The following is a 26,613-nucleotide window of genomic DNA, read 5'->3' as shown; positions in this document are numbered from 1 at the left end:
GCCACGAACGCCCCGAGCCCCGCGAGGGGCCGGGACAGGCAGCGGCCCCGAGTACGGCGCTTCCGGCGCCGCCTCAGCGCAGGGCGCGGCGCAGGATCTTGCCGATGTTGGTCTTCGGCAGCTCGGTGCGGAACTCGACGACGCGCGGCACCTTGTAGGCCGCGAGGTTGCGGCGGCAGTGCTCGACCACGCTCTCTGCGTCGAGCGCCGGGTCCTTCCGGACCACGACCACCTTGACCTTCTCGCCGGAATGCTCGTCGGGGACGGAGATCGCCCCCGCCTCGAGGATGCCCGGATGGTCGGCCAGCACTTCTTCGATCTCGGTCGGGAAGACGTTGAAGCCCGAGACGTTGATCATGTCCTTCTTGCGGTCGACGATGTAGTAGTAGCCGGCCGCATCGACCCGGGCGATGTCGCCGGTCTTGAGGAAGCCGTCGTGCGTCATCGCCGCGCGGGTTTCCTCCGGATTGTTCCAGTAGCCGCGCATCACCTGCGGCCCGCGCACGCAGAGTTCGCCCGGCTCGCCGAGCGGAACGTCGCGGCCCTCCTCGTCGCGGATGACGACTTCCGTGTTGGGGAAGGGCAGGCCGATCGAGCCGTTGAACTCGCGCGCGTCGAGCGGGTTCATGGTGACGCAGGGCGAGGCCTCGGTCATGCCGTAGGCCTCGATCAGCGGCCGGCCGGTGACCGCCTTCCACTTCGCCGCCACCGCGCTCTGCACCGCCATGCCGCCGCCGAGCGAGATCCTGAGCGCCGAGAAGTCGATCTCCGAGAACTTCGGGTGGTGCAGCAGCGCGTTGAACAGCGTGTTGACGCCGGTCACCGTGGTGAAGCGGTACTTGCGCAGGGTCTTCACCAGTCCGGAGATGTCGCGCGGATTGGTGACGAGAACATTGGTCGCGCCGATCTTGAGGAACGTCAGGCAATTCGCCGTCAGTGCGAAGATGTGATAGAGCGGCAGCGCGGTGAGGATGGTTTCCCGGGTGTCGCGCAGCACCGGTTCCAGCCACGCATGGCCTTGCAACATGTTGGCCATGACGTTGCCGTGGGTGAGCATCGCCCCCTTGGGGCTGCCCGTCGTGCCGCCGGTATATTGCAGGAAGGCGAGATCGTCGCGCGCGAGCTCCGGCATCTCGGGCACATGCCGGGCGCCGTGGGCGAGAGCGCGGACGAAGGGGACGTGGCCGGGGATGTGCCACGGCCGCACCATCTTCTTCACCCGCTTCACCATGAAGTTGGCGAGCGCCCCCTTGGCGGCGCCGAGGAGATCGCCGACCCGGGTGACGACGACGGTCTTCACCCCCGTCCGCCCCACCACGTCGGCGACGACATGGGCGAAGTTCTCCAGCACGACGACGACTTCGGCGCCGGAATCGGCCAGCTGATGCTCGAGCTCGCGCGCCGAATAGAGCGGATTGCAGTTGACCACGATGCAGCCGGCCCGGAGCGTGCCGAAGAGGGCGATGGGATACTGCAGCAGGTTCGGCATCATCAGCGCCACCCGCGTGCCCTTCGGCAGGCCGAGGTGGCCCTGGAGGAAGGCGGCGAAGTCGCGCGCCTTGGCGCCGAGATCGTCGTAGGTCAGGCTGCGGCCCATGTTGACGTAGGCGACGCGCTCGCGGAAGGCGGCGACGGAGCGCTCGAACATCTCCGGGATCGACGAAAAGACCTCGACGTCGATCCGCGTCGGGACGGCATGGCTGGAGGCGACGCTCTGGGCGCTCTGCATCGGTGCGGCTTCTCGTTGGCGATCTTCGGGTCGCGGTTCCGGTCGTCCGGTGGGCGAGCGATATAACGGGTTCGCATGGGCCTCGGCAATTCGGCGCACCCCGGATGTCCCCCCTGGAGAGGTGCGGCCTTTCGCCTTGACAGGCCCGCGCTCCCGCGCGATGTCGGGCGAACTCATCCCGCCATCGAGAGATCCACCATGACCCGCGACGAAGTCCTCGACGTGTTCAAGTCCTGCGGCGCGCTGCTGACCGGCCACTTCATCCTGTCGTCGGGCCTGCGCTCGCCGGTCTTCATCCAGAAGGCCCGCGTCTTCCAGTATCCCGAGAAGACCGAGATCGTCTGCAAGGCACTCGCCGAGAAGATCCGCGCCGCCGGCATCGATCGGCTCGACGCCGTCGTCGGCCCGGCGATGGGCGGCATCATCCCGGCCTACGAGACGGCCCGTCACCTCGGCGTGCCCGCCGTGTGGACCGAGCGCGAGGGCGGCGAGATGCGGCTGCGCCGCTTCGAACTGAAGCCCGGCGCTCGCGTCGTCATCATCGAAGACATCGTGACGACCGGCCTCTCCTCGCGCGAGACCGTGGCGGCGCTCACCGCCATCGGCGCCGAGGTGGTGGCGGTGGCCTGCCTGATCGACCGTTCCGCCGGCAAGGCCGACTGCGGCGTGCCGCTGGTGGCGCTGGCCGAATACGAGGTGCCGGCCTATCCGGCCGACGCCCTGCCGCCGGAACTGGCCGCGCTCCCCGCCGTGAAGCCCGGCAGCCGCAACATCTGACGGCCGGCGGGGGGACAACGGAGGAGCCTTGCGCTCCCCGTCTTGTTCCCGACGTCGCGGGGTCCTATGTGTCGGTACCCGCGGGTTCCGATCGGCGGTGGTGAATCAGAGCCGGGAGCCGTCGATGTCGCAGTCCGCATCCTCCGCCACCCTCCGTCTCGGGGTGAACATCGATCACGTCGCCACCATCCGCAACGCGCGCGGCGGGCTGCTGCCCGATCCGGTGCGCGCCGCGCATCTGGCCGCCGCCGCCGGGGCCGACGGCATCACCGCGCACCTGCGCGAGGATCGTCGCCACATCCGTGACAGCGACATCGAGCGGCTGATGGCCGAGATCGCCCTGCCGCTGAACCTCGAGATGGCGGCGACCGACGAGATGGTCGAGATCGCCCTGCGCCACGGCCCGCACGCCGCCTGCATCGTTCCCGAACGCCGCGCCGAGCGCACCACCGAGGGTGGCCTCGACGCCGCCGGCGGCCGTGCGCATCTGGCGCCGATGATCGCCCGCCTGCGCGACCGCGGCATCCGCGTCTCGCTCTTCGTCGAGCCCGATCCGCGCCAGCTCGAGGCGGCGGTCGAAATGGGCGCGCCGGTGGTCGAACTCCACACCGGCAAGTACTGCGACCTGCTCGACGAGGGCCGTGCGGCCGAAGCCGAGACCGAACGGGAGCGCCTCGCCGCCGCCGCCGCCTTCGGCGCGAAGGCGGGCCTCGAGGTGCATGCCGGCCACGGTCTGACCTTCGCCAACGTCACGCCGATCGCCGTCATGTCCGAGATCCGCGAACTCAACATCGGCCACTTCCTGATCGGCGAGGCGATCTTCGTCGGCCTCGAGGCCTCGGTGCGCGAGATGCGCCGGCTGATGGACGCGGCGCGCGCCTGAGGAGGGCCGGATGATCCTCGGCATCGGTTCGGACCTGATCGACATCCGCCGCATCGAGCATTCGCTCGAGCGCTTCGGCGAGCGCTTCACCCACCGCTGCTTCACCGAGATCGAGCGGCGCAAGTCGGACGGTCGCAAGAACCGTGCGGCGAGCTATGCCAAGCGCTTCGCCGCCAAGGAGGCCTGCGCCAAGGCGCTCGGCACCGGCATCGCGCAGGGCGTGTCCTGGACCGAGATGGGCGTCGTCAACGAGCCCTCGGGCCGGCCGACGATGAACCTCTCCGGCCGCGCGTCGGAACGGCTCGCGGCCATGACGCCGCCCGGATTCGTCGCGAGGATCGACCTCACCATCACCGACGATCATCCGCTGGCCCAGGCCTTCGTGGTGATCTCGGCTTGGCCGGCAGACTGGCCGACCGCCGGGACGGGTGCGGGTCCGGGCGTACGGACGGCCGGTTGATTCATTTGCGTGCCGGCCCCCGGCGCGCTATCACGCCTTCGGCGCGGAAAGACGAGAGAGATGAGCGTGACCGAAAAGCCGGCGGCGGAGAATTCCTGGGGCGAAACCGTGAAGGTGGTGGTGCAGGCCCTGCTGCTGGCGCTGGTCGTCCGCACGCTGCTGTTCCAGCCCTTCAACATCCCCTCGGGATCGATGAAGTCGACGCTGCTGGTCGGCGACTATCTCTTCGTCTCCAAGTACAGCTACGGCTATTCGCGCTTCTCGTTGCCCTGGCCGCTCGACGGTGTGAACTTCTCCGGCCGCATCTGGGGCTCCGAGCCCAAGCGCGGCGACGTCGTCGTCTTCAAGCTGCCCAAGGACAACGCCACCGACTACATCAAGCGGGTGATCGGCCTGCCCGGTGACCACATCCAGGTGAAGCAGGGTCTGCTCCACATCAACGGCGAGCCGGTGAAGGTCGAGGCGACCGAGCCCTTCGTCGAGAACGACTTCTACGGCGTCAAGATCAAGACCCGCGCCTATCTGGAGACGCTGCCCGGCGGCGTCACCCACACCATCCTCAAGCGCGAGGACAGTGGCTTCCAGAACAACACGCCCGAATACGTCGTGCCCGCCGGTCACTATTTCATGATGGGCGACAACCGCGACAACTCCCAGGACAGCCGCTTCCTCGACGCGGTCGGCTACGTCCCTTATGAGAACCTGATCGGCAAGGCCCGCATCGTGTTCTTCTCGATCGACGAGGGCGCGCAGGCCTGGCAGGTCTGGACCTGGCCGTGGGAGGTCCGTTGGAAGCGCCTCTTCGGACTGCTGTGATGAAGACGCACGTCTCTCTGGAGGCGGTGGAGGAGAAGATCGGCCACCGCTTCGCCGATCGCGATCTCCTCGTGCGGGCCCTGACCCACACCAGCGCCGTGCAGATCGCCGGCGACAGCTATCAGCGTCTCGAGTTTCTCGGCGATCGCGTGCTGGCGCTGACGGTGGCCGGCATGGTCTATGCGAGTTTCCCCGACGCGGAGGAGGGCGAACTCGCCCGCCGCCTCAACGCGCTGGTCAAGCGCGAGACCTGCGCCGACGTCGCCCGCGACCTCGGTCTCGGGGCGGCGGTCCGGCTCGGCTCGGGTGAGGCCCAGTCGGGCGGACGCACCAAGGCGGCGATCCTCGCCGACGTGATGGAGGCGGTGATCGCCGCGATCCATCTCGACGCCGGCTTCGACGTCTCCCGCGCCTTCGTCGAGAAGCACTGGTGCGAGCGGATGAAGGCGGCGCGCGGGCCTCTGCGCGACGCCAAGACGACGTTGCAGGAATGGCTGCAGGGCAGGGGCCTCTCGGCGCCGGTCTATCGACAGGTCTCCCGCACGGGACCCGACCACGATCCCCGCTTCGAGATCGCCGTCGACATCACCGGCCCGGTCGAGGGCCTGATCGGCACCGGCCGGTCCAAGCGAGAAGCCGAACAGAACGCCGCCGCCCGCGTGCTGGTGCGCGAGGGATTGTGGAAGGACGAGAGCGATGACCGAGCCTGATGCGACCGCCACCGGCGGCGTCGGCGCCGAGACCGAAGCAACCGGTGCGCCCACCGCGACCCGGGCCGGCTTCGTCGCGCTGATCGGCGCGCCCAACGCCGGCAAGTCGACGTTGTTGAACTCTCTCGTCGGCTCCAAGGTGTCGATCGTCACCCACAAGGTGCAGACGACGCGCGCCCTGGTGCGCGGCATCGCCATCGAGGGCCCGAGCCAGGTCATCTTCGTCGACACGCCCGGCATCTTCCGCCCGCGTCGCCGGCTCGACCGGGCGATGGTCACGACCGCCTGGGGTGGCGCCGCCGACGCCGATCTGGTGTGCTGCCTGATCGATGCCAAGAAGGGCCTCGACGAGGCCGCCGAAGCGGTGATCGAGCGCCTCGCCGGCATGAACCATCGCAAGGTGCTGATCCTCAACAAGGTCGATCTCGTCCGTCGCGAGGCGCTGCTGGCGCTGACCGCCGCGCTCAACGAACGAATCCCCTTCGAGCGCACCTTCATGGTCTCGGCGCTGACCGGCGACCACGTCGCCGACGTGCTCGCCTGGCTCGCCGGCGAGATGCCGGAAGGGCCGTGGCTCTATCCGGAGGATCAGATCTCCGACCTGCCGATGCGCCAGCTCGCCTCCGAGATCACCCGCGAGAAGCTGTTCCTGCGCGTCCACGACGAGCTGCCCTACGAGTCGACGGTCGAGACCGAGCTCTGGAAGGAGCAGAAAGACGGTTCCGTCCGCGTCGAGCAGACGATCTTCGTCACCCGCGAGAGCCAGAAGCGCATCGTCATCGGCAACAAGGGTGAGACGATCAAGGCCGTCTCCATGGCGGCGCGCAAGGACATCGAGGACGCGGCGGAGCAGAAGATCCACCTCTTCCTCTTCGTCAAGGTGCGCGAGAACTGGTCCGACGACCCCGAGCGCTATCGCCAGATGGGCCTGGAACTGCCGAAGGACTGACAGGGGGGCCGGGCTCCGGCACCGGCGGCCTTGGTTTCTTCGTGAAGTAGCTTCCATGCAGAGGCCCTTCATCCTGAGGTGCTCGGCGAAGCCGAGCCTCGAAGGGCGAAGGGCCGAGTGGCAGAGCCCGTCGGCGACTTCGCCCTTCGAGGCCCGCCTTTCGGTCGGGCACCTCAGGGTGAAGCCGAACAGGGGGCATTCGGCCGGCGCTCGCGCGGCGCTACCGCGTCGGCAGCATCGAGAGGGCGGGGCGCCCATGGAGTGGAGCGACGTCGGACGGGTTCTGGGGACGCGGCGGCTGGGCGAGGCGGATGCGCTCGTCGAGCTGATGACCCGCGATCACGGCCGCCATCTCGGCGTCGTCAAGGGCGGCCGTTCCAGGCGCCACGCGCCCCACCTCCAGATCGGCAACCGCCTCGACGTCGTCTGGCGCGCCCGCCTCGACGAACACCTCGGCCATTTCGCGGTGGAATCGACGGATGCCCGCGCCGCCGGGCTGATGGCCGATCCGCTGGCGCTCAACGCCGTCCAGACCCTCGCCGCCCACCTGCGCCTGCTGCCCGAGCGCGACCCCCATCCCGAGCTCTTCGAGCATTTCGAGGTGATCCTCGATCACTTCGACCGGCCGCGGCTCGCCGCCGAACTGGTGGTGCGTTTCGAACTGGCGATCGTCGAGGCGCTCGGCTTCGGCCTCGATCTCTCGGAATGTGCGCTGACCGGCGAGGGCGCCGACGTCGCCGATCTCGCCTGGGTCAGCCCCAAGACGGGGCGTGCCGCCGGGCGCATCGCCGGCGCCCGCTGGGCCGATCGGCTCTTGCCGCTGCCGGGCTTCCTCGCCGTCGCCGATGCCGACGATCCGGCGACCTGGGGGAGCGTCGCGACGCCCGAGCTGCGCGCCGCCTTCGAACTCGCTCGCCACTTCCTCGCCCGCCACGTCTGGGAGACGCGCGGCATCACCCCGCCCGCCACCCGCGACGGCTTCCTCGCGGCGCTGTGGCGTGCTCTCGGGGACTGATCACGGGTTCAGCGCTGTTCGCGTCGCACGAAGGCCTCGACGGCGCCGGCGATCGCCAGCCGGCGCACCTTGGGCGCCTCGCCCGGCGCCTGCCATTCGAGATCGCCGTCGCGACGCACGAGCGGCACCAGATCCCACAGCGGCGATCGCCCGTCGTCGGTTCGCGGCGCGGCGAGCAACTCGTCCTGACGGCGCAGCAGGTTGTCGAAGTCGTCGGCCGGGATCGCCGGGCTGAAGAGATAGCCCTGGTATTCGTGGCAGTTGCGCGCCTCGAGCCAGGCCAGTTGCTCCTCGGTCTCGACGCCTTCGGCGACGATCTGCATGTCGAGCAGCCGGCACATGCCGATGATCAGCTCGGCCAGCGCCGGTCGCGTCTCCAGCGTGGCGACGAAGGAACGGTCGATCTTCAGCGTGTCGATCGGGTGGCGCTGCAGCGTCGCGAGGTTGGAATAGCCGGTGCCGAAGTCGTCGATGGCGATCGACAGGCCGAGTGCCGCGAGCGCGTCGAGATTGGCGGCCGAGGTGCGGCAGTCGCCGATCAGCAGCGACTCGGTGATCTCGAGCTGCAGCCGTTTGGCCGAACAGCCGGCCTCGCGCAGCACCTCCTCGACCATGCGCGGCAGGGCCGGATCGCGGAACTGGCGGGCCGAGAGATTGACCGAGACGGTGAGATCGTGGCCGGCGTCCGCCCAGGCCCGCTGCTGCAACGCCGCCTCGCGCAGCACGCAGGCGCCGATCTTGTCGATCAGCCCGGTCCGCTCGGCGACGGGAATGAAGGCGCCGGGCATCACCAGCCCCTGCGTCGGATGATGCCAGCGCAAGAGCGCCTCGGCGCCGGCGATGCGGCCCGTGGCGATCGACAGCCGCGGCTGCCACCACACTTCGAACTCGCCCTGATCGAGCGCCCGGCGGAGCTGCGTCTCGTAGTGCAGCAGCTGCTCGACGTCGACCATCATCGCCGGGTCGAAGACCGCAGAGCGTCCGGCGCCGTGCTCCTTGGCGGCATACATGGCGACGTCGGCATGGCGCACCAGCGTGTCGACGTCGCCGCCGTCGCGCGGATGCACGGCGATGCCGATCGAGGCGGAGACCGCGAGCTCCCGCGGTCCGACCCGCATCGGCCGCTCGAGCGCGGCGAGGATGCGGCCGGCCATGTCGCTCGCCGCACCGTCGTTGCCGCCGAGATCGAGGCCGACGAGGAACTCGTCGCCGCCGAAGCGGGCGACGAAGCCGCGCGTGCCGACGGCGTCGATCAGTCGTTCCGCCGCCTGGACGAGAATGCCGTCGCCGGTCGAATGGCCGAGCGAGTCGTTGATCGTCTTGAAGCGGTCGAGATCGACGAAGAGGACGGCGAGCGAGTCGGGCGCCTCCGCCGCCGCGGCGATCCGGCGGGCGAGTTCGTCGCGCAGGCCGGAGCGGTTGGGAAGCCCCGTCAGCGTGTCGTGCTCGGCGAGATAGCGGATGCGGATCTCGGCGGTCTTGTGGGCGGTGACGTCGGTCTCGGTGACGAGCAGGGCGGGCGAGCCGTCGACCGCGTCGTGGCAGATCCGGGCCGAGATCTCGTGCCAGCGCGTCCCGCGGGCGGTCGCGACCTTGGCCACCGTCATGCCGTGGCCGTGCGCGGCGATCGCCTCCATCAGCGCGGCATGGTCGGCCGGGTCGACGAAGCGCTCGGCGAAGCGTGCTTCGGCGCTCGCCCGCGAATGCCGCGCCGCCGGATTGCGATAGAGCGGCAGGCCGTTCGGATCGTGCAGCGTGATCATCACCGGCGTGTGCAGCAGCGCCTCCGCCGAACGGATGCGCTCCGGCGTCTCGGAGAGTTCCGCCCGCCCCTCGCACAGCATCGCCATGCGGCCGTCGGCGAGGCGGTGGCCCGAGAAGACGACGCGCAGCGTCGTCGGCCGTCCGTCGGGATAGAGCGTCCAGGTCTCCGACTGGCGCCCGGCGCCGCGCAGGAAGTCGTCGCGGAACTGCAGCAGCCGCGCCTCGATCGACGGCGTCATGTCGGCACGCAGGTCGCGTGCCGCCAGCGCCGCGCAGGATGCCGCCCGCCACAGGCGCAGACCGGCGGCGTTGGCCCAGACCACCCGCGCCGCGTCGAAGTCGTAGATCCACAGCGGCGTCCCGAGATCGTCCATCGACGGGGCCGCGATCGGATCGGCGATCGGGACCGGGGCGGAAACGGGATCCATCGTGCCTCGCGTGCGAATCTCTGTTTCGTCGAGAATGCCTACGAAGTGGCGCCGCGCCAATCGGCATCACGCCTTACGACGTCGGGCGGAGACGGAAAAGGGCGCCCGAAGGCGCCCTCGATGTCCGAAAAGCGGTCCAAAGTACGAAGTGACCTCAGGGAACTCCCATGCCCACGAGGATCAGCGCCATGATCTGCGGTGACAGGATGCGCAGGCCCATCACCAGCGGATAGACCGTGGCATAGGCGAGCGACTGAGCCTCGGAGTTCCGCGCCATGGCGTTGGCGAAGGCGAGCGCCGGCGGGTCGGTCATCGAGCCGGAGAGCAGGCCGCACAGCGTCAGATAGTCGACCTTCAGGATCGCCTTGGCCAGGATGCCGACGATCAGCAGCGGTACCAGCGTGATCACCGCGCCCCAGCCGACCCAGGCGATGCCGTCGCCGTGGATCAGCGTGTCGAGGAAGTTCGCCCCCGACTTGAAGCCGACGACGGCGAGGAACAGCACGATGCCGAGTTCGCGCAGCGCGTGGTTGGCGATCGGCGGCATGAACCAGACGAGATGGCCGACGTGGCCGATGCGCGACAGGATGATCGCCGCGAGCAGCGGGCCGCCGGCCATGCCGAGCTTCACCGGCACGCTCGACAGCGTGCCGAAGGACAGGTCGATCGAGCCGAGCGCGATGCCCAGCGCGATGCCGATGAACATCGGGATCGGGTCGAACTCCTTCAGCCGCTGCTCGGAATTGCCGACGAAGCCGGCGACCTTCTCGAGGTCCTCGCGCCGGCCGATGACGTTGAGGATGTCGCCGAACTCGAGCCGGAGCGCCGGCGGGGCGACCAGCTCGACACCGGTGCGCACGACGCGCGAGATGCGCACGTCGAAACGGCCCTCGAGGTTCAGCGCCGCGATCGAATGGCCGAGCACGTGGTCGGAGGTGACGACGATGCGCTCCCAGGTCAGTTCCGTGCCCTTGGTGGTGAGCGGCGTGTCATGGACCTCGCCGATTGCCTCGGCGACCGCGCCGAGCTTCTCGCGCGGGCCGACGAGATGCAGCACGTCGCCGATCTCGACCCAGGTCGTGTCGTGCGGCACCCGGAGATGCCCGCCGCGCAGCAGCCGTGAGGCGACGACCGCGCCGCTCTCCAGCCCGGGCAGCTGCACCAGCGTGTGGCCGGCGAGGTCGGGCTTGGTGACGACGACGTCGAGCGTCTCGATCTCGGCGACTTCCTGCTTGCGCCGGGCGTCGAACTCGGCCGCCGCGCGGTCGGGGTCGATGCGGAAGACGGCGCGCACCGTCATCATGGTGATCAGGATGCCGACGATGCCGAAGGGATAGGCCACCGCATAGCCGAGCCCCAGCATGCCGACGTCCTTGGTCGACATGCCCATTTCCGCCAGCACCTGCTGTCCGGCGCCGAGCGACGGCGTGTTGGTGACGGCGCCCGACATGATGCCGAGGATCGCCGGCAACGGCACGCCGCCCACGACGTGGATCACCGAGGCGGTGACGGCACCGAGGACGACGATCGAGGCGGCGATCAGGTTGAGCTTGAGGCCCGACTTCTTCAACGCCGTGAAGAAGCCCGGACCGACCTGGATACCGATCGTGTAGACGAACAGGATCAGGCCGAATTCGCGGACGAAATCGAGCACCTCCGTCTCGAGATGGAGGCCGAAGCGCTTGAACACGTCACCGACCACGAGGCCGGCGAAGAGCACGCCGCCGATGCCGAGACCGGCCCCGCGGAAGTTCAGTCGTCCGATGAAGAGACCGGCGGTGCCGATGATGGACAACGCCAGCACCGCCTTGGCGACGGCCGGCATCGCGGCGACGAACTCGAAGACCATTGCTCTGCCCCCCTCGACCGGCGGGCGGCGATTCGAGGCCCGCTCGATCGACATTCTACCCGCTGGTTATCGACGTTCGTCTCTCCTCCTTCCAGTCGGAACGCTGCCATCGGTGTTCGTGCGGAGCGGCGCGGCGGCGCGAAATGGGGAAAATCGAGAACGAGGCTTGCCCCTTCCCCTCCCTTCGGGCTAGCTCCTCCCATGGGAAAGCGCGTGATTCCGCCCTCGGGCGATGGCGACGATGACGGACCGGGACCGGGCGGCGAGGTGCTGCCGGTCAACCTGCGCGAGGCGCTCGAAGAGCGCTACCTCGCCTATGCGCTGTCGACCATCATGCACAGGGCGCTGCCCGACGTGCGCGACGGCCTGAAGCCGGTCCATCGCCGCCTGCTCTTCGCCATGCGCGAGCTCAGGCTCGACCCGTCCTCGGCCTTCAAAAAATGCGCCCGCGTCGTCGGCGACGTCATCGGCAAGTATCACCCGCACGGCGATCAGGCGGTATACGACGCCATGGTGCGCCTGGCCCAGGACTTCGCCCAGCGCTATCCGCTGGTCGACGGCCAGGGCAACTTCGGCAACATCGACGGCGATAATCCGGCCGCGATGCGTTACACCGAAGCGCGCCTGACCGACGTCGCGGTGCTGATCCTCGAGGGCCTCGACGAGGACGCCGTCGACTTCCGCCCCAACTACGACGGATCGGAAGAAGAGCCCGCGGTCCTGCCCGGCGCCTTCCCCAATCTTCTCGCCAACGGCTCGAACGGCATCGCCGTCGGCATGGCGACCTCGATCCCGCCGCACAACGCCTTCGAGATCTGTCAGGCCGCGCTGAAGCTGATCGAGAACCCCGAGACCGGCGTGCGCGAACTGGTCGACGTGGTCCAGGGTCCCGACTTCCCGACCGGCGGCATCATCGTCGAATCGAAGTCCTCGATCCTCGAGAGCTATCGCACCGGCCGCGGCGGTTTCCGCGTGCGGGCCCGCTGGGAGGTCGAGGACCAGGGCCGCGGCACCTGGCAGGTGGTCGTGACCGAGATCCCCTATCAGGTCGCCAAGAGCCGCCTGATCGAGAAGCTCGCCGATCTGATCAACGAGAAGAAGGTGCCGCTGCTCGAGGACGTGCGCGACGAGAGCACCGAGGACGTCCGCATCGTCCTGGTGCCCAAGAGCCGCAACGTCGACCCCGAGCTGCTGATGGAGAGCCTCTTCAAGCTCACCGAGCTCGAGAGCCGCATCTCGCTCAACATGAACGTGCTGTCGCAGGGCACGATCCCCAACGTGCTCGGGCTGAAGGACGTGCTCGTCCAGTGGCTCGACCACCAGAAGGACGTGCTGGTCCGCCGCTCGTCGCATCGCCTCGCCCAGATCGAGAAGCGGCTGGAGATCCTCGGCGGTCTGCTCGTCGCCTACCTGAACCTCGACGAGGTCATCCACATCATCCGCACCGAGGACGAGCCCAAGCAGGTCATGATGGAGCGCTTCTCCATCAACGACGTGCAGGCTCAGGCGATCCTCGACATGCGCCTGAAGAACCTGCGCAAGCTCGAGGAATTCGAGATCCGCAAGGAGCACGAGGCGCTGACCAAGGAAGCCGAGCAGATCCGCGCGCTGCTCGCCTCCGACGACAAGCAGTGGAAGATCGTGGCGATGGGCATCCGCCGCATCGCCGCCAAATACGGCCCCGAGACCGCGCTCGGCAAGCGCCGCACCACCTTCGCCGACGCCCCCGAGCACGACACGGCGGCGGTCGAGATGGCGATGATCGAGCGCGAGCCGATCACCGTCGTCGTCTCCGAGAAGGGCTGGGTGCGCACCCTCAAGGGCCACATCGACGACCTCTCGCGGCTCGAGTTCAAGCAGGGCGACAAGCTCCGCATCGCCTTCAAGGCCGAGACGACCGACAAGCTGATCGTCTTCTCGACCGGCGGCCGCTTCTTCACGCTCGACGCCTCGAAGCTGCCCGGCGGCCGTGGCCACGGCGAGCCGATCCGTCTGCAGTGCGACATGGACCAGGATCAGGACGTGCTCGACGTCTTCGTCCACGTCCCCGGCCGCAAGTTGCTGATGGCCACGAAGTCCGGCCGCGGCTTCGTCATCGCCGAGAGCGAGGTCATGGCCCAGACCCGCAAGGGCAAGCAGATCCTCAACGTCGCGACCGGCGACGAGGCGCGTCTCTGCGTCGAGGTGGCCGAGGCCGCGACCCACGTCGCCGTCATCGGCGACAATCGCAAGCTGCTCGTCTTCCCGCTCGCGCAGGTGCCGGAGATGACGCGCGGTTCGGGCGTCCGCCTGCAGAAGTACAAGGACGGCGGCATCGCCAGCCTCAAGTGCTTCGCTGGCACAGAGGGGCTCACTTGGACCGACAGCGCCGGTCGGCAGTACGTGCGGTCCTTGACCGAACTCGCCGACTGGACCGGCAACCGCGGCGACGCCGGTCGCCTGCCGCCGCCCGGCTTCCCCAAGACCAACCGCTTCGACAACGCCTGATCCGCCGGTCGAACGCGCATTTCGTCTCGCCCGCGTCCAGAAGAGTGCTCGTTTCCGAAAAAGAACGGGAACGCTGACGCGACGTCTGGTGGTCACATGACGTTGCGATAAGATGGCACGTCGCCGAACGTCGGTCGGGTGGATCGCCGACGACGCGACGGGGTTTCGAAACGACGCCGTGAACGGCGCATCGAACAGGGGTATGAGCACATGTCTTATCTGCGCAAGGGCGTTTCCGGCGAGCCGGTGAAGATCCTCCAGGCCAAGCTCGGCGTCACCGCCGATGGCGAGTTCGGTCCCGGCACCGAGAAGGCGCTGAAGGACTTCCAGGCCGCCAAGGGCCTCGCCGCCGACGGCATCGCCGGTCCCGACACGTTCCTCGCCATCGGCCTGCCGGAACTCGTCCTGCTCGGACCGGGCGCCAAGGGCGAGGCGGTGAAGAAGCTGCAGACCGCCCTCGGCATCGGCGCCGACGGCAAGTTCGGCCCCGGCACCAAGGCCGCGGTGGTCGCCTTCCAGGAGAAGAACGGCCTCGACGCCGACGGCTTCGCCGGCCCGGCGACGCTCGCCAAGATCTCCGCCTTCGCCGGCGTGGTGACCACGGCCGCCGTCGCCGCCTCGGAAGCCCCGGCCGGCTCGACCCCGACCGGCGAAGCCGCCGGCCCGGACGGCGAACCGGCGCCCTCCAAGTCGGTCTGGTCGACGGTCAAGGGCTGGTTCTCCTGATCGGGAGACCGTCCGTTCCGACCTTTCGCATCGGGAGCCGCCTTCGGGCGGCTCCTTGCGTTTTCGCCGCGGATTCCCTGACATTTCTCGTCGTCCGGCGCGTGCGCATCGCGACGGTGGACAACACCCTTCGGTAGCGGTGCACGTATTGTGCGCGGGCTTGCGTCGCCTTCGACCTATGGCTAATCTTTCGAAGGCTTCGGGGGCTCGCCCGATGCCGGCGCTCGGGGTGGGGGCGTCGATTGCCGAGTACGGACGCGACCGGAGACATCCGGGCGTGGGGGGGCTGTCCGATGGCGACGATCGAGATTCTTTCCGGCGACTTCGAACGCGAGACGACGCGGATCCGTTATTCGGATGCGGGGCGGGCCTTCCTGCGCCTGCGCTCCGCCGACGGCCAGCTCGAGGACCTGTTCCTCGAGAGCGAGGTGGTCGGCGCGGCGGAGGCCGGCGACGGCGGCCGCGACGCGACCCGCGCCGGCGAGCGCGACAAGCGCCTCTTCGTCGTGCTGCTGCGCGGCGACCGCAAGTTCGTCGCCCGCGGCGACGTCGACGCGATGATCCAGTTCGAATGCGCCGCCGTTCCCGCCGACCTCCGGCGCGAATATGCCGCCCGCCTCCAGCCCGTCCCGCCGCGTCGCCGTCCCGGCGTCGCCGACTGGTTCCGCGACGGCCTGATCGGCCGTTTCCTGCCCGGCGGCAACCGCTGAGGCGGGGCGGCGTTCTGCCGTTCACCGGTCTGATGCCGTGCGCGATGCTTCGGCCCGCCCTGCGCCTCACCGCTCCAGCGGCGCCTCGTGGCGTTCCCAGCCGTCGGGGCCGAGGTGCTCCTGCGGCAGGTAGCGGCGCTTGTAGTCCATCTTGCGCGAGCCATCGACCCAGTAGCCGAGATAGACCCACGGCAGGCCGCGCTTCGCCGCCCGCTTGACGTGGTCGAGGATCATGAAGGTGCCGAGCCCGCGCGCCTCGAGCGCCGGGTCGTAGAACGAGTAGACCATCGACAGCCCGTCGGCGAGCACGTCGGTCAGCGCCACGGCGACGAGCGGACCCTGGCCGCGGCCGGTGATCGCCGTGTCCGGCCCGTGGCGGCGGTACTCGACCACCATCGTGTCGACGTGGGTGTCCTCGATCATCATCGAGAAGTCGATCACCGTCATGTCGACCATGCCGCCGTCGGCGTGGCGGGCGTCGAGATAGTCGCGGAAGAGGGCATACTGTTCGGACGAGGGCAGGGCGCCCTGTTCCGAACCGATCATGTCGGCATTGGTCTTGAGCGCCCGGCGGAAACCGCGGGTCCACAGGAACTTCTCGACGTCGATGCGCACCGAGACGCAGGCGCGGCAGCCGTCGCAGGCCGGGCGATAGGCGATGTTCTGCGAGCGGCGGAAGCCGCCCTGCGTCAACACGTCGTTGAGCCCGGGAGCACGCAGGCCGACGAGGTGGGTGAAGACCTTGCGTTCCAACCGGTCGGGCAGATAGGGGCAGGGCGCCGGCGCCGTCAGATAGAACTGCGGTGCATCGAGCGGATGCTGCGTCATCTCGCCTCCCGGTTCGAACCGCGGGGAAGCCCCACGATGCCCTGCCTGTCGGGGCGCGCCGACGATCGTCCGCGCGTCCCACGCCTCGAACCCGTCGAGGCCGTCCCCGTGAAACGATAGCGCGCTCGCCCGCCGCCGAGAAGAGGGCGGATGCGCGTTCGCCGTGCAATCGGCGGCGGAGCTGGCGGGAGAGGCGAGGGGCAGCCTCAGCGGCCGGTGAAGTAGAGGACGCGGGCGTCCATCACCAGGACGCCGATCACCAGATCCTGGATCAGCTGGCGGCGCTCGGTGAAGAGGCCGACGAGATGGACGAGCGGCGTCAGTGTGACCGAGAGCGCGTAGAAGATCACCACGTGCATCAGCGCCGTCAGCGTGTCGGGGCGGCGGCCGTCGGCGTGGCGCATGGCGAGACCCATGGCGCGCATGCCGGGCGTGGCGCTGGTCGGCCCGCCGAGCGAGGAGATCGTGTAGAGCACGCCGATCACCGGGAAGAGCGCCGGGAAGAGCAGCCAGGCGAGGCCGAAGGTCGCCAACCCGAGGAAGGCGACGACGATCCAGGCGAGGCCCGTCAACAGGCAGATCGCGAAGAGATCGAACAGATAGGCGATCGCGCGACGGCGCAGGACGTCCTGGAACAGATCGGGCTCCAGCGCCGGATCGAACAGGTGGCGGATGTTGACTTCGCGGATCGGCTGCATGGCTCGGGCCTCGTTCGGGCGACGTCGCCGAAGATGGGGGGTGTCGCGGCCCGCCACAAGGGGCGTGCGAAAATCCTCATGGCTACCCGCCCCTCCTGCGATTGACCCGTGCGGATATGCTCACTAACGCTGAAGGCAACGAGACCGCCGGTGCACGAAGGCCGCCCCCGAGAGGCGCCACCGCCGGCGCGCGGGAGAAACGCCATGGACTTCGCCTTTTCCGAGGAAACCCGTGCGTTCCGCGACATGGCCGCGGCCTTCGCCCGTGCCGAGTTCGCGCCCCATGCGCGGGAGTGGGACGAGGGCTCGATCTTTCCGATCGAGACGCTGCGCGCCGCCGCCGCCCTCGGCCTCGGCGCCATCTACGTCGGCGACGACGTCGGCGGCTCCGGCCTCGGCCGGCTCGACGCCGCGGTGATCTTCGAGGAACTGTCGCGCGGCTGCACCTCCACTTCGGCCTTCCTGTCGATCCACAACATGGCGGCCTGGATGATCGACAAGTGGGGCAGCGCCGAGAACCGCGAGAAGTGGCTCCCCCGCCTCGCCACCATGGAGCTCGTCGCCAGCTACTGCCTGACCGAGCCCAATGCCGGTTCGGATGCGGCGAGCCTGACGACGAAGGCGGTGCGCGACGGCGACACTTACGTCCTCGACGGCTCCAAGGCCTTCATCTCCGGCGGCTCGGTCTCCGATCTCTACGTGGTGATGGCCCGCACCGGCGGCCCCGGCCCGAAGGGCATCTCGGCGATCGTCGTCGAGAAGGGCACGCCCGGCCTCTCCTTCGGCGCGCAGGAGAAGAAGATGGGCTGGAAGAGCCAGCCGACGTCGGCCGTGATCTTCGAGAATTGCCGCGTGCCGGTTGGAAACCGCATCGGTGCCGAGGGCGAGGGCTTCGCCATCGCCATGGCCGGGCTCGACGGCGGCCGTCTCAACATCGCCGCCTGCTCGCTCGGCGCGGCGGCCGAGTGCCTCGACCGGTCGGTCGCCTACGTCAAGGAACGCCGCCAGTTCGGCAAGCCGCTCTCCGACTTCCAGGCCCTGCGCTTCCGCCTCGCCGACATGGCGACGGAGCTCGAGGCGGCCCGTCTGATGCTCCATCGCGCCGCCTGGATGCTCGACGGCAAGGACCCGAAGAAGGCCGATCCGGCGGTGACCAACGCCTGCGCCATGGCCAAGCGTTTCGCCACCGACACCGGCTGGAAGATCGTCGACGAGGCCTTGCAGCTCCACGGCGGCTACGGCTATCTCGCCGACTACGAGATCGAGCGCTTCGCCCGCGACACCCGCGTCCACCGCATCCTCGAGGGCACCAACGAGGTCATGCGCCTGATCGTCTCCCGCATGCTGATCGACGAGTGAGGAACGAGATCCGACCGACGAAATTCGAGCTTCTGCAGTCGTGCGAAGGCCCTTCATCCTGAGGTGCGAGCAACGCGAGCCTCGAAGGGCGAAGGGCCGAGAGGCAAAGCCCGTCGACGACTTCGCCCTTCGAGGCCCGGCTGCGCCGGGCACCTCAGGGTGAAGCCGAACAGAGAAAGAGAGCCGGACCGAGTGCCGGCAGGTTTGAGGAACGCTCCCGCGATGTCCGACCATTCCATCGAAGACGTCCGTTTCGAGGTCCGCGGCCGGGCCGGCGTGATCCTGCTCGATCGCCCGAAGGCGCTGAACGCCCTCACCCTGCCGATGGTGACGGCGATCGCCGCCCGGCTCGACGCCTGGGCGACGGACGCGCGCGTCGCCCACGTGATCCTCGCCTCGACCTCGGAGAAGGCCTTCTGCGCCGGCGGCGACATCCGCCGCATCCACGACATGGGCCGCGCCGGCGAGGCCGGGCTGACCACCTTCTTCCGCGACGAGTATCGGCTGAACCGGCAGATCCATCGCTACCCCAAGCCCTTCACCTCGCTGATCGACGGCATCTGCATGGGCGGCGGCGTCGGGCTCTCGGCGCATGCGCCCTACCGCGTCGGCTCGGAGAAGACGCTCTTCGCCATGCCGGAGGTCTCGATCGGCTTCTTCCCGGACGTCGGCGGCACGCACATGCTCTCCCGCTTCCCGGGCGGGACGGGCGCCTATCTCGCCATGTCGGGCGCGCGGATCAAATGGGCCGATTGCCGCCATGTCGGCTTCCTCTCCCACACCGTGCCGACCGTGCGCTTCGCCGAGCTGACCGAGGCGCTCTGTGCCGCCGATCATCCGCAGGCCGTGCTCGACGCCTTCGACACCGACCCCGGCGAGGCGCCGCTCGGGCAACTGCGTGCCGACATCGACCGGCTCTTCGCCGGCGACGACGCCAAGGCGATTCTCGCGGGGCTTTCCGCCGAGACCGGCGCGAACGCCGCCTGGGCGCAGGAGACCGCGGCGCTGATTTCCGCGAAATCTCCGACCTCGGTGGCGATCGCCTTGCACCAGGTGCGGATCGGCGGTTCTCTCTCCTTCGAAGAGTGCATGCGCATCGAATATCGCATCGTCTCGCACATCCTCGGGGGCCACGACTTCTACGAGGGCGTGCGGTCGGTCCTGATCGATCGCGACAACGCGGCCCGTTGGGTTCCGGCGACGCTCGCCGATCTCGACGCGGCCACGATCGCGGCGCATTTCGAAACCGTACCGGCCGACGGCGATCTCGTCTTCGGCGCTTGAACGCAGGGCGGACGGCGATCGCGTCCGCCCGTGAAGGAGAGGCAGGCATCATGGCCCGGATCGAGACGACGGCGGCATCGGCATCGACCCGCGCCTGGGTGGAGGATCGCCCGGCGGTGCGTTGGCGCTTCGTGCTGACGGCCTATCTCCGCGTCGTCTCGGTCTGTCACCTCCTGTGGGCGCTGTGGGAATGGGCAGCGCTGATCGGCATCGTTCCGCCGATCGGCGGCACCACGACCCGTGCGATCCTGCCACGTCAGGGCGCCGCCTTCTTCTTCGCCGGTGTCGATCCGATCGCCGCGGTCGGCCTGTGGCTGGGCTCGACCTGGGGCACCGCGACCTGGCTGGTGGCGACCTTCGCGCGGATCATCATCCACACCGCCTATGCCGGCATCTTCGACTGGGATCTGCCCTGGACGCTGCTCCAGCTCGGCACGATCGCCGTCTATCTCCTGCTCTTCTTCCTGTCGGAACGCGCCGACCGCGAGGAAGGGCTGCGCCGTCGCCGCCGCCCCGAGTGAGCCGGCCCGGCATCCGTACCGATCGGCGCCGCCTCGACGCGGCGCGAGACAAGACGCGCCGAAGGCGCCAAGGGAGGAAGTCATGGCGAAGATCGTCTTCATCGGCCTCGGCAACATGGGTCTGCCGATGGCCACCAATCTCGTCCGCGCCGGTCACGAGGTGACGGGTCTCGACCTCTCGGGCGATCAGCTCGCCCGGCTCGTCGAGGCCGGCGGCAAGGCGGGCGAGTCGCTCGCCGGCTCCGTCGCCGAGGCCGAGGTGGTGGTGTCGATGCTGCCGGAAGGCCGTCACGTCGAGGCCGTCTACGGCGAGGCGGAGGGTGTCTTCGCTCATGCCCGTGCCGGATGCCTCTTCATCGACAGCTCGACCATCCACGTCGAGAGCGCCCGCAAGGTCGCCGGCCTCGCCGCCGGCCGCGGCTTCGACATGGTCGACGCGCCGGTGTCGGGCGGCGTCGGCGGTGCCGCGGCCGGCACGCTGACCTTCATGGTCGGCGGTTCGGTGGGCGCCTTCGCCCGCGCCGAGCCGATCCTGAAGGCGATGGGCAAGACCATCGTCCATGCCGGCGACGCCGGTGCCGGTCAGGCCGCCAAGATCTGCAACAACATGGTGCTCGGCATCTCGATGGTCGCGGTCTGCGAGGCCTTCGCGCTCGCCGAGAAGCTCGGCCTCGAGGCGCAGAAACTGTTCGACATCGCCTCCACCTCGTCCGGCCAGTGCTGGTCGCTGACCAGCTATTGTCCGGTGCCCGGTCCGGTGCCGACGAGCCCCGCCAACCGCGGCTATGCCCCCGGTTTCGCGGCTGCGATGATGCTCAAGGACCTGAAGCTCGCCCAGGACGTCGCCTCCGCCGCCGGTCAGGCGACGCCGCTCGGTGCCGAGGCGGCGCAGCTCTATCGGTTGTACGTCGACCAGGGCAACGCCGGCCGCGACTTCTCCGGCATCGTGGAATTTCTGCGCGGCACCCGCTGAATGGACCAATGGCCGGCGAATAAGCCGGATTGCCCGGGTTAACAGCGGGCTCCGATCGTGCTACCGGCCATGCGGCGGAAACAAAAAGCGGCGCGCCCGAACCACGATTCGCGGCGCGCCTCTCCGCATCCGTTGTGCCGAAGAGGTTGTCGATGTCGTCCTCCAAGACCGAAATCACCGGGCGCGGTGTCGTCTCCTCCCTCGGCTCCTCGATCGAGGCCTTCGAGAAGGCCCTGCTCTCGGGCGGCTCGGGCATCGGCGACATCACCGACATCCTGCCCGGCCTGAAGTTCACCAAGGGCGCGCCGGTGCGCGACTTCGACCCTTCGGAACACTTCGAGGACAAGGTCCAGGGCCACATCGACCGCTACACCCAGATGGCCGCGGTCGCCGCTCGTCAGGCATGGAAGGAAGCCGGGCTCGACGTCGACCCGCCGCAGCCGCATCGTGTGGGTGTGGTGATCGGCACCGCCAACACCGGCATCGACGCCACCGCGCGCGCCTTCCGCAAGATCTTCATCGACGGCGGCAAACCCTCGCCCTTCACCATCCCGCAGATCATGGGCTCGGCGCCCGCCTCGCGCATCGCCCGCGAGCTCTGTGCCAAGGGCCCGGTCTTCGGCGTCACCTCGGCCTGCGCCTCGGCCGGCCACGCGATGATCGTCGGCGAGGGCCTGATCCGCGCCGGCATCATCGACGTGGCGATCGTCGGCGGCACCGACAGCTGCTTCGAGATCGGCCTCTTGCGCGCCTGGGAGGCGCTGCGCGTCGTCTCCGCCGACACCTGCCGTCCCTTCTCGCTCGGCCGCAAGGGCCTGATCATGGGCGAAGGTGCCGGCGTCATCGTCATCGAGCGCGCCGGCCGTGCGGCCGCCCGCAAGAAGCCGGTGCTCGGCCGCTGGCTCGGCTCGGGCATGTCGTCGGATGCCGGCGATCTCGTCGCCCCCGATCCGGAAGGCATGAAGGCCGCCATCCGCGCCGGCCTCATCGATGCCGGCGTCGACACCACGCAGGTCGGCTGGATCAACGCCCACGGCACCGGCACCCAGTTCAACGACAAGTGCGAGGCCGCCGCCTGCGTCGACGTCTTCGGCCCGGCCTGTCCGCCGATCTCGGCGACCAAGTCGCAGGTCGGTCACGCCATGGGCGCCGCCGGTGCGATCGAGACGATCGCCACCCTCGCCGCGCTCAACCACGGCATCCTGCCGCCGACGCTGAACTTCGTCGAACCCGATCCGGAGTGCCCGATCGACGCCGTCACCGAAGGCCCGCGCCCCGCCAAGATCGACGTGGCGATCAAGAACTCCTTCGCCTTCGGCGGTCTCAACCTGTCGATCGTCCTCGGCAAGGGCGAGATCTGACGTCCGGCTCGTCTCTCGGCGGTGCCGCGGCTTCGCCCTCCCCTCAGGGGAGGGTGCCGAGCATTGCGAGGCGGGTGGGGTTCTGCGGTTCGGTCGCGCAGAGAACGAGCGGCTCGCGCGAAGCGGCTATCCTTTCACCCCACCCCCGACCCCTCCCCTGATGGGAGGGGGGGCGTCCGTCCCGCGGGGCGCAGGCCTGGCCGCCTTCCGCGAGATCTGACGTCTCGCCACGCTCGCCTCGATCGGCTAGACCTTTCGGCTCTCCTCAGCCGAAGGCCGCGCCGATGAATGCCCCCGATGCTCTCCGCCTGCCGACCCTCGACGACGTGCGCGACGCCGCGCGGCTGATCGCCGGGCAGGTCATGCGCACACCCTTCCTGCCGGCACCGCGGCTCTCCCGCCTCACCGGCGCCGAGGTCTGGGTCAAATACGAGAACCTGCAGGTCACCAACGCCTTCAAGGAACGCGGCGCGCTGACCAAGCTGCTGTCGCTGACCGACGCCGAGCGCGCCGCCGGCGTCATCGCCATGTCGGCCGGCAACCACGCCCAGGCCGTCGCCTACCATTCGACCCGGCTCGGCATCCCCTCGACCATCGTCATGCCCGAGACGACGCCGCACGTGAAGGTGACGGCGACGCGGGCCTTCGGCGCCCATGTCGTGCTCTCCGGCGAGACCGTCGCCGAGGCCGAGATCGAGGCGGCGAGGCTGGCGACACGTGACGGTCTGACCTTCGTCCACCCCTACGACGACTTCGACGTCATCCGCGGCCAGGGCACCATCGCGCTCGAGATGCTGGAGGATCTGCCGAGCCTCGACGCGATCGTCGTGCCGGTCGGCGGCGGCGGCATGCTCGGCGGTATCGCGGTGGCGGCCAAGGCGCTGTCGCCGCGCATCGAGCTGATCGGGGTGGAGACCCGCTCCTATCCCTCGATGTGGGCCGAGCTGCGCGATCTGCCGATCCATGCCGGCGGCACGACGCTGGCCGAAGGCATCGCCGTCAAGCGCGCCGGCCGGATCACGCTGGAGATCGCGCGGCGGCTCCTCGACGACCTGCTGCTGGTCGACGAGATGGACGTCGAGCGCGCCGTGAACCTCTATCTGACGCAGCAGAAGACCATGGCCGAGGGCGCCGCCGGCGCCGGCCTCGCCGCACTGCTGGTCTCGCCTGACCGCTTCCGTGGTCGCAAGGTCGGGCTGATCCTGTCGGGCGGCAACATCGACCCGCGCATCCTCTCCTCGATCATGGTGCGCGAGCTCGCCCGCGAGGAGAAGATCGTCGCGATCCGCATGATCATCCCGGATCGCCCCGGCGTGCTCGGCGAGATCACCACCGTGCTCGGCCGCATGGGCGGCAACGTGCTCGAGGTCGAGCATCACCGGACGATGCTCAAGGTGCCGGCCAAGGGCGCGACGCTGGACGTCGTCTTCGAGGTCCGCGACGGCGCGCATGCCCAGGAGATCATCGCCGCGCTGGAAGCCCTCGACTACGAGGTCGAACGGCTCGGCGCCGACCTGCGCGCCGGGTGAGGGCGCGGTTCGTTCGCTGGCCGTCCGAACGCACGCCATCCGCGCCCATCCGGATGACCCTCGCCGTCTCGCATGTTAGAAGGCCTCTCGAAAGACGAGGCCGGGCCGAGTCCACACGCTCCCCTCGTCCGTGCGGGCAGTTGGCCCTCGGGGATTTCGACGATGAGCGAGAAGCATCTGGAAGCCGGCCGCGCCGCGGCGGACATGGGGTCCATTCTTTCCGGCCGGCGCATGCGCCGCAATCGGCGCACCGACTGGTCGCGCCGCCTCGTCCGCGAGAACGCGCTCTCCGTCGACGACCTGATCTGGCCGCTCTTCGTGCTGGAAGGCGAGGGTGTCCGTCAGCCTGTCGCCTCGATGCCGCGGGTCGAGCGCCTGTCGGTCGATCTCCTGGTGCGCGAGGCCGAACGCGCCGCCAAGCTCGGCATCCCGGCGCTGGCGCTCTTCCCCTATACCGACCCCGACCTGCGCGACGAGGAGGGCACCGAGGCGCTGAACCCGGAAAACCTGATCTGCCGCGCCTGCCGCGCCATCAAGAAGGAAGTGCCGGAGATCGGCCTCGTCACCGACGTGGCGCTCGACCCCTATACGTCTCACGGCCACGACGGCCTGATGGAGGGCGACGAGATCGTCAACGATCGCACCGTCGCCCAGCTCGTCGCCCAGTCTCTGGTCCAGGCCGAGGCCGGCTCCGACGTCATCGCGCCCTCCGACATGATGGACGGCCGCATCGGCGCCATTCGCCGCGGCCTCGACGCCTCGGGTTTCGACAACGTGCAGATCATGGCCTATTCGGCCAAGTACGCCTCCGCCTTCTACGGCCCCTTCCGCGACGCGGTCGGCACCAACAAGACGCTGCGCGGCGACAAGCGGACCTATCAGATGGACCCGGCCAACACCGAGGAAGCCATCCGCGAGACCGCCCTCGACATCGAGGAGGGCGCCGACATGGTCATGGTCAAGCCCGGCATGCCCTACCTCGACATCGTCCGCCGCCTGAAGGACACGTTCGGCGTGCCGACCTTCGCCTATCAGGTGTCGGGCGAATACGCGATGATCGAGGCGGCGGCCGGCAACGGCTGGCTCGACCACGACCGGGCGATGTTCGAGAGCCTGCTCGCCTTCAAGCGCGCCGGTGCCGACGGCATCCTCACCTATTTCGCGCCCTTCGTGGCCGAAATCCTGAAGGCCGGCCGTTGAGCCTCGCGCCGCCCGCTCGGTTCGCCAGTGCCGTGCGGCGCCTCTCCGCTCTCGTCGCCGTCCTCCTGTCGGCGTTCGTCCTCACGGCCTGCGAGCGCATCGCGCCGCTCGAGCGCGACACCTGCATCGCGGTGGTGCCGGCGCTCGAGCTGCCCGGCACCGCGATCCGCATCACCGCCGTCTCGCGTCTCGAAGGCGCGCCGCAGAGCGTCGCCGTCGACTATCTCCGCCGCCGCTCCGCCGAAGGGCTGGCGACGCCGCTGCCCGAAACCGGGCCCCACCGCATCGCCTGCCACTTCCGCGCCGACCAGACGTCCGCCGGCCTCACGGTCCTCGACGGCGTGCGCAGCGAGGCGGGAGATCTCGCACCCGCCCGCCTCGTCTTCCTGCGCCGCTTCTGGCTCGGCGATGCCGATGCCCGCGCGAGCGGCATGGCGCAGGTGACGATCACGCCCGGTGCGCTCGGCCGCGGCCTCGTCACGCTCGACGCCGAGAGCGGTCTGCGCCTGCAACAGGTCCTCGACGCGCTCGCCCCGGCGGCGCTCTACGCGCTGATGGGCCTCGCCTTCGCTCTCGTCTGGGGCGTCGTCGGCCGCATCGTCTTCTTCCTCGGCGAACTCGCCATGCTCGGCGCCTTCGTCGTGCCGACCGTCGCCGTGGCGATCGGGGAGGGGGCATGGAACACCGCGATCGTCGCCGTCGCCGCGGCCTGCGGTGCGGCCGCGCTCGCCGTCGCGCTGTGGGGCGGGGCGATCGGCCATGCGATCTTCTCGCGCGTCGCCTTCCGCGCCTCGCGGCCGGTGGTGATCGTCGGCGTCGGTCTGGCGATCGCGCTGCAGGAATTCGTCGCCCGCACCCACGGCGTGCGCGATCTCTGGGTGCCGCCGCCGGCCGGCGCGCCGCTGCTCGTCGCCGACGGACCCTTCGAGGTGCTGGTGACGCCGATGCGCCTCGTCCTCGTCGCCGTCGCCTTCACGGCCGTCGCCGCCGTGCTCGTCGTCTTTCCCCGCACCGCCTTCGGCCGCGCCTGGCGGGCGGTCGGCGACGATCCGGTGATGGCGCGGCTGCTCGGCGTCGATCCCGCCCGCGTGCTGGTGGCGACCATGGCGCTCGCGGGAGCCCTCTGTGGGCTCGCCAGTGCCGTCCACACGCTCGCCTGGGGCGGCATCTCCTTCCACATGGGCACGGCGCTCGGGATCAAGGCGGCGATCGCCGCGCTGATCGGCGGTCTCGTCTCGCTGCCCGGTGCGGCGCTCGGCGGCCTCGCCCTCGGACTGGTCGAGGCGGGGTGGACCGCCTTCCGCGGCGCCGACTGGCGCGACGTCGTCGTCTTCGCCCTGCTGGTGGTCGGCCTCGTCGTCGGCGCTTCCGGCCGCGAGGGGCGGGGCTGACGTCCTTTCCGCTTCGTCGACGAAGATGCTTTCCGAAACCTTCGAGTCTTCGGTTGAGAGAATCTGAATCGAATACTGTCTTCGCGATTCAGAAGATATTCATCAAAGCAATCGGATCCAGGGTTTTACCAAAACTTCATGATGCAATTTAAGGCGATTTTAGATG

The 26,613-nt window shown here is 69.3% G+C and carries 23 protein-coding genes; 18 read left to right on the top strand and 5 right to left on the bottom strand.

The features are described 5' to 3' along the window. Positions 1-73: 73 nt before the first annotated feature. Complete coding sequence (locus ACT53U_RS06160; protein ID WP_476153551.1) at positions 74-1,729, bottom strand: AMP-binding protein; 1,656 nt, start codon at positions 1,727-1,729, stop codon at positions 74-76. A gap of 198 nt (positions 1,730-1,927) precedes the next feature. Between ACT53U_RS06160 and pyrE the strand changes: the two genes are divergently transcribed. The 7 genes from pyrE (at position 1,928) to recO (ending at position 7,339) form a co-directional block, all read left to right on the top strand. Further along, on the top strand, positions 1,928-2,506 hold the full coding sequence (pyrE, locus tag ACT53U_RS06155) for an orotate phosphoribosyltransferase (protein WP_476138604.1): 579 nt from the start codon (positions 1,928-1,930) through the stop codon (positions 2,504-2,506). Between the two features lie 124 nt (positions 2,507-2,630). Further along, entirely contained in the window at positions 2,631-3,389 is a 759-nt protein-coding gene (locus ACT53U_RS06150) for a pyridoxine 5'-phosphate synthase (protein WP_476153550.1), read from the top strand. A 10-nt stretch (positions 3,390-3,399) separates the two neighbouring features. After that, complete coding sequence (gene acpS, locus ACT53U_RS06145) at positions 3,400-3,849, top strand: holo-ACP synthase (protein WP_476153549.1); 450 nt, start codon at positions 3,400-3,402, stop codon at positions 3,847-3,849. A gap of 60 nt (positions 3,850-3,909) precedes the next feature. Further along, positions 3,910-4,665: a signal peptidase I gene (gene lepB, locus ACT53U_RS06140; protein ID WP_476153548.1), complete on the top strand. Its 756-nt coding sequence runs from the start codon at positions 3,910-3,912 to the stop codon at positions 4,663-4,665. After that, a complete protein-coding gene (gene rnc / locus ACT53U_RS06135) occupies positions 4,665-5,375 on the top strand; it encodes a ribonuclease III (protein ID WP_476153547.1) in 711 nt (236 codons plus the stop codon). Before lepB ends, rnc begins: the two co-directional genes overlap by 1 nt. After that, positions 5,362-6,324, top strand: a complete 963-nt coding sequence (gene era, locus ACT53U_RS06130; protein ID WP_476153546.1) for a GTPase Era — start codon at positions 5,362-5,364, stop codon at positions 6,322-6,324. Before rnc ends, era begins: the two co-directional genes overlap by 14 nt. Positions 6,325-6,580: 256 nt before the next feature. Continuing rightward, positions 6,581-7,339 carry a DNA repair protein RecO gene (gene recO, locus ACT53U_RS06125; RefSeq protein WP_476153545.1) on the top strand — a complete coding sequence of 253 codons (759 nt, stop codon included), beginning with the start codon at positions 6,581-6,583 and terminating at the stop codon, positions 7,337-7,339. An 8-nt stretch (positions 7,340-7,347) separates the two neighbouring features. Here recO and ACT53U_RS06120 read toward each other — a convergent pair whose 3' ends face one another. Together ACT53U_RS06120 and ACT53U_RS06115 are read right to left on the bottom strand one after the other, a co-directional pair. Next, positions 7,348-9,531 (bottom strand): putative bifunctional diguanylate cyclase/phosphodiesterase, encoded by a 2,184-nt coding sequence (locus ACT53U_RS06120; protein WP_476153544.1) that lies wholly within the window; start codon positions 9,529-9,531, stop codon positions 7,348-7,350. Positions 9,532-9,685: 154 nt separating this feature from the next. Continuing rightward, positions 9,686-11,380, bottom strand: coding sequence for a putative transporter (locus ACT53U_RS06115; RefSeq protein WP_476153543.1), 1,695 nt, complete (start codon positions 11,378-11,380; stop codon positions 9,686-9,688). 201 nt (positions 11,381-11,581) lie between these two features. Between ACT53U_RS06115 and parC the strand changes: the two genes are divergently transcribed. The 3 genes from parC to ACT53U_RS06100 all read left to right on the top strand — a co-directional run bounded on the left by parC (position 11,582) and on the right by ACT53U_RS06100 (position 15,303). Then, complete coding sequence (parC, locus tag ACT53U_RS06110) at positions 11,582-13,867, top strand: DNA topoisomerase IV subunit A (protein ID WP_476153542.1); 2,286 nt, start codon at positions 11,582-11,584, stop codon at positions 13,865-13,867. A 210-nt stretch (positions 13,868-14,077) separates the two neighbouring features. Continuing rightward, a complete protein-coding gene (locus tag ACT53U_RS06105) occupies positions 14,078-14,593 on the top strand; it encodes a peptidoglycan-binding domain-containing protein (protein WP_476153541.1) in 516 nt (171 codons plus the stop codon). 293 nt (positions 14,594-14,886) lie between these two features. Then, positions 14,887-15,303 (top strand): hypothetical protein, encoded by a 417-nt coding sequence (locus ACT53U_RS06100; protein WP_476153540.1) that lies wholly within the window; start codon positions 14,887-14,889, stop codon positions 15,301-15,303. Positions 15,304-15,369: 66 nt separating this feature from the next. On the opposite strand, the gene ACT53U_RS06095 is transcribed toward ACT53U_RS06100, so the two are convergent. Continuing rightward, entirely contained in the window at positions 15,370-16,131 is a 762-nt protein-coding gene (locus ACT53U_RS06095; protein ID WP_476153539.1) for an arginyltransferase, read from the bottom strand. A 206-nt stretch (positions 16,132-16,337) separates the two neighbouring features. After that, positions 16,338-16,829 (bottom strand): RDD family protein, encoded by a 492-nt coding sequence (locus ACT53U_RS06090; RefSeq protein WP_476153538.1) that lies wholly within the window; start codon positions 16,827-16,829, stop codon positions 16,338-16,340. A 204-nt stretch (positions 16,830-17,033) separates the two neighbouring features. Between ACT53U_RS06090 and ACT53U_RS06085 the strand changes: the two genes are divergently transcribed. From ACT53U_RS06085 to ACT53U_RS06050, 8 genes are all read left to right on the top strand, one after another. Then, the gene (locus ACT53U_RS06085) at positions 17,034-18,188 is read left to right on the top strand and encodes an acyl-CoA dehydrogenase family protein (RefSeq protein WP_476153537.1); all 1,155 of its coding nucleotides are present in this window, start codon (positions 17,034-17,036) and stop codon (positions 18,186-18,188) included. Positions 18,189-18,410: 222 nt separating this feature from the next. After that, complete coding sequence (locus ACT53U_RS06080) at positions 18,411-19,472, top strand: enoyl-CoA hydratase/isomerase family protein (protein WP_476153536.1); 1,062 nt, start codon at positions 18,411-18,413, stop codon at positions 19,470-19,472. Positions 19,473-19,522: 50 nt separating this feature from the next. After that, positions 19,523-19,993, top strand: a complete 471-nt coding sequence (locus tag ACT53U_RS06075; protein WP_476153535.1) for a DUF6163 family protein — start codon at positions 19,523-19,525, stop codon at positions 19,991-19,993. Between the two features lie 82 nt (positions 19,994-20,075). Beyond that, positions 20,076-20,966, top strand: coding sequence for a 3-hydroxyisobutyrate dehydrogenase (gene mmsB / locus ACT53U_RS06070; protein ID WP_476153534.1), 891 nt, complete (start codon positions 20,076-20,078; stop codon positions 20,964-20,966). A gap of 152 nt (positions 20,967-21,118) precedes the next feature. Continuing rightward, the gene (locus ACT53U_RS06065; RefSeq protein ID WP_476153533.1) at positions 21,119-22,327 is read left to right on the top strand and encodes a beta-ketoacyl-[acyl-carrier-protein] synthase family protein; all 1,209 of its coding nucleotides are present in this window, start codon (positions 21,119-21,121) and stop codon (positions 22,325-22,327) included. 284 nt (positions 22,328-22,611) lie between these two features. Beyond that, a complete protein-coding gene (locus tag ACT53U_RS06060) occupies positions 22,612-23,856 on the top strand; it encodes a threonine ammonia-lyase (protein WP_476153532.1) in 1,245 nt (414 codons plus the stop codon). A 204-nt stretch (positions 23,857-24,060) separates the two neighbouring features. Beyond that, complete coding sequence (gene hemB / locus ACT53U_RS06055) at positions 24,061-25,056, top strand: porphobilinogen synthase (RefSeq protein WP_476153999.1); 996 nt, start codon at positions 24,061-24,063, stop codon at positions 25,054-25,056. Beyond that, a complete protein-coding gene (locus ACT53U_RS06050; protein ID WP_476153531.1) occupies positions 25,053-26,447 on the top strand; it encodes a branched-chain amino acid ABC transporter permease in 1,395 nt (464 codons plus the stop codon). Before hemB ends, ACT53U_RS06050 begins: the two co-directional genes overlap by 4 nt. Positions 26,448-26,613: the final 166 nt, after the last annotated feature.

This window comes from Pinisolibacter sp. DMC19 (assembly GCF_056313985.1).
Note: the sequence above shows the minus strand (reverse complement) of the source record. Positions and strands in the feature narration are given on the sequence as shown.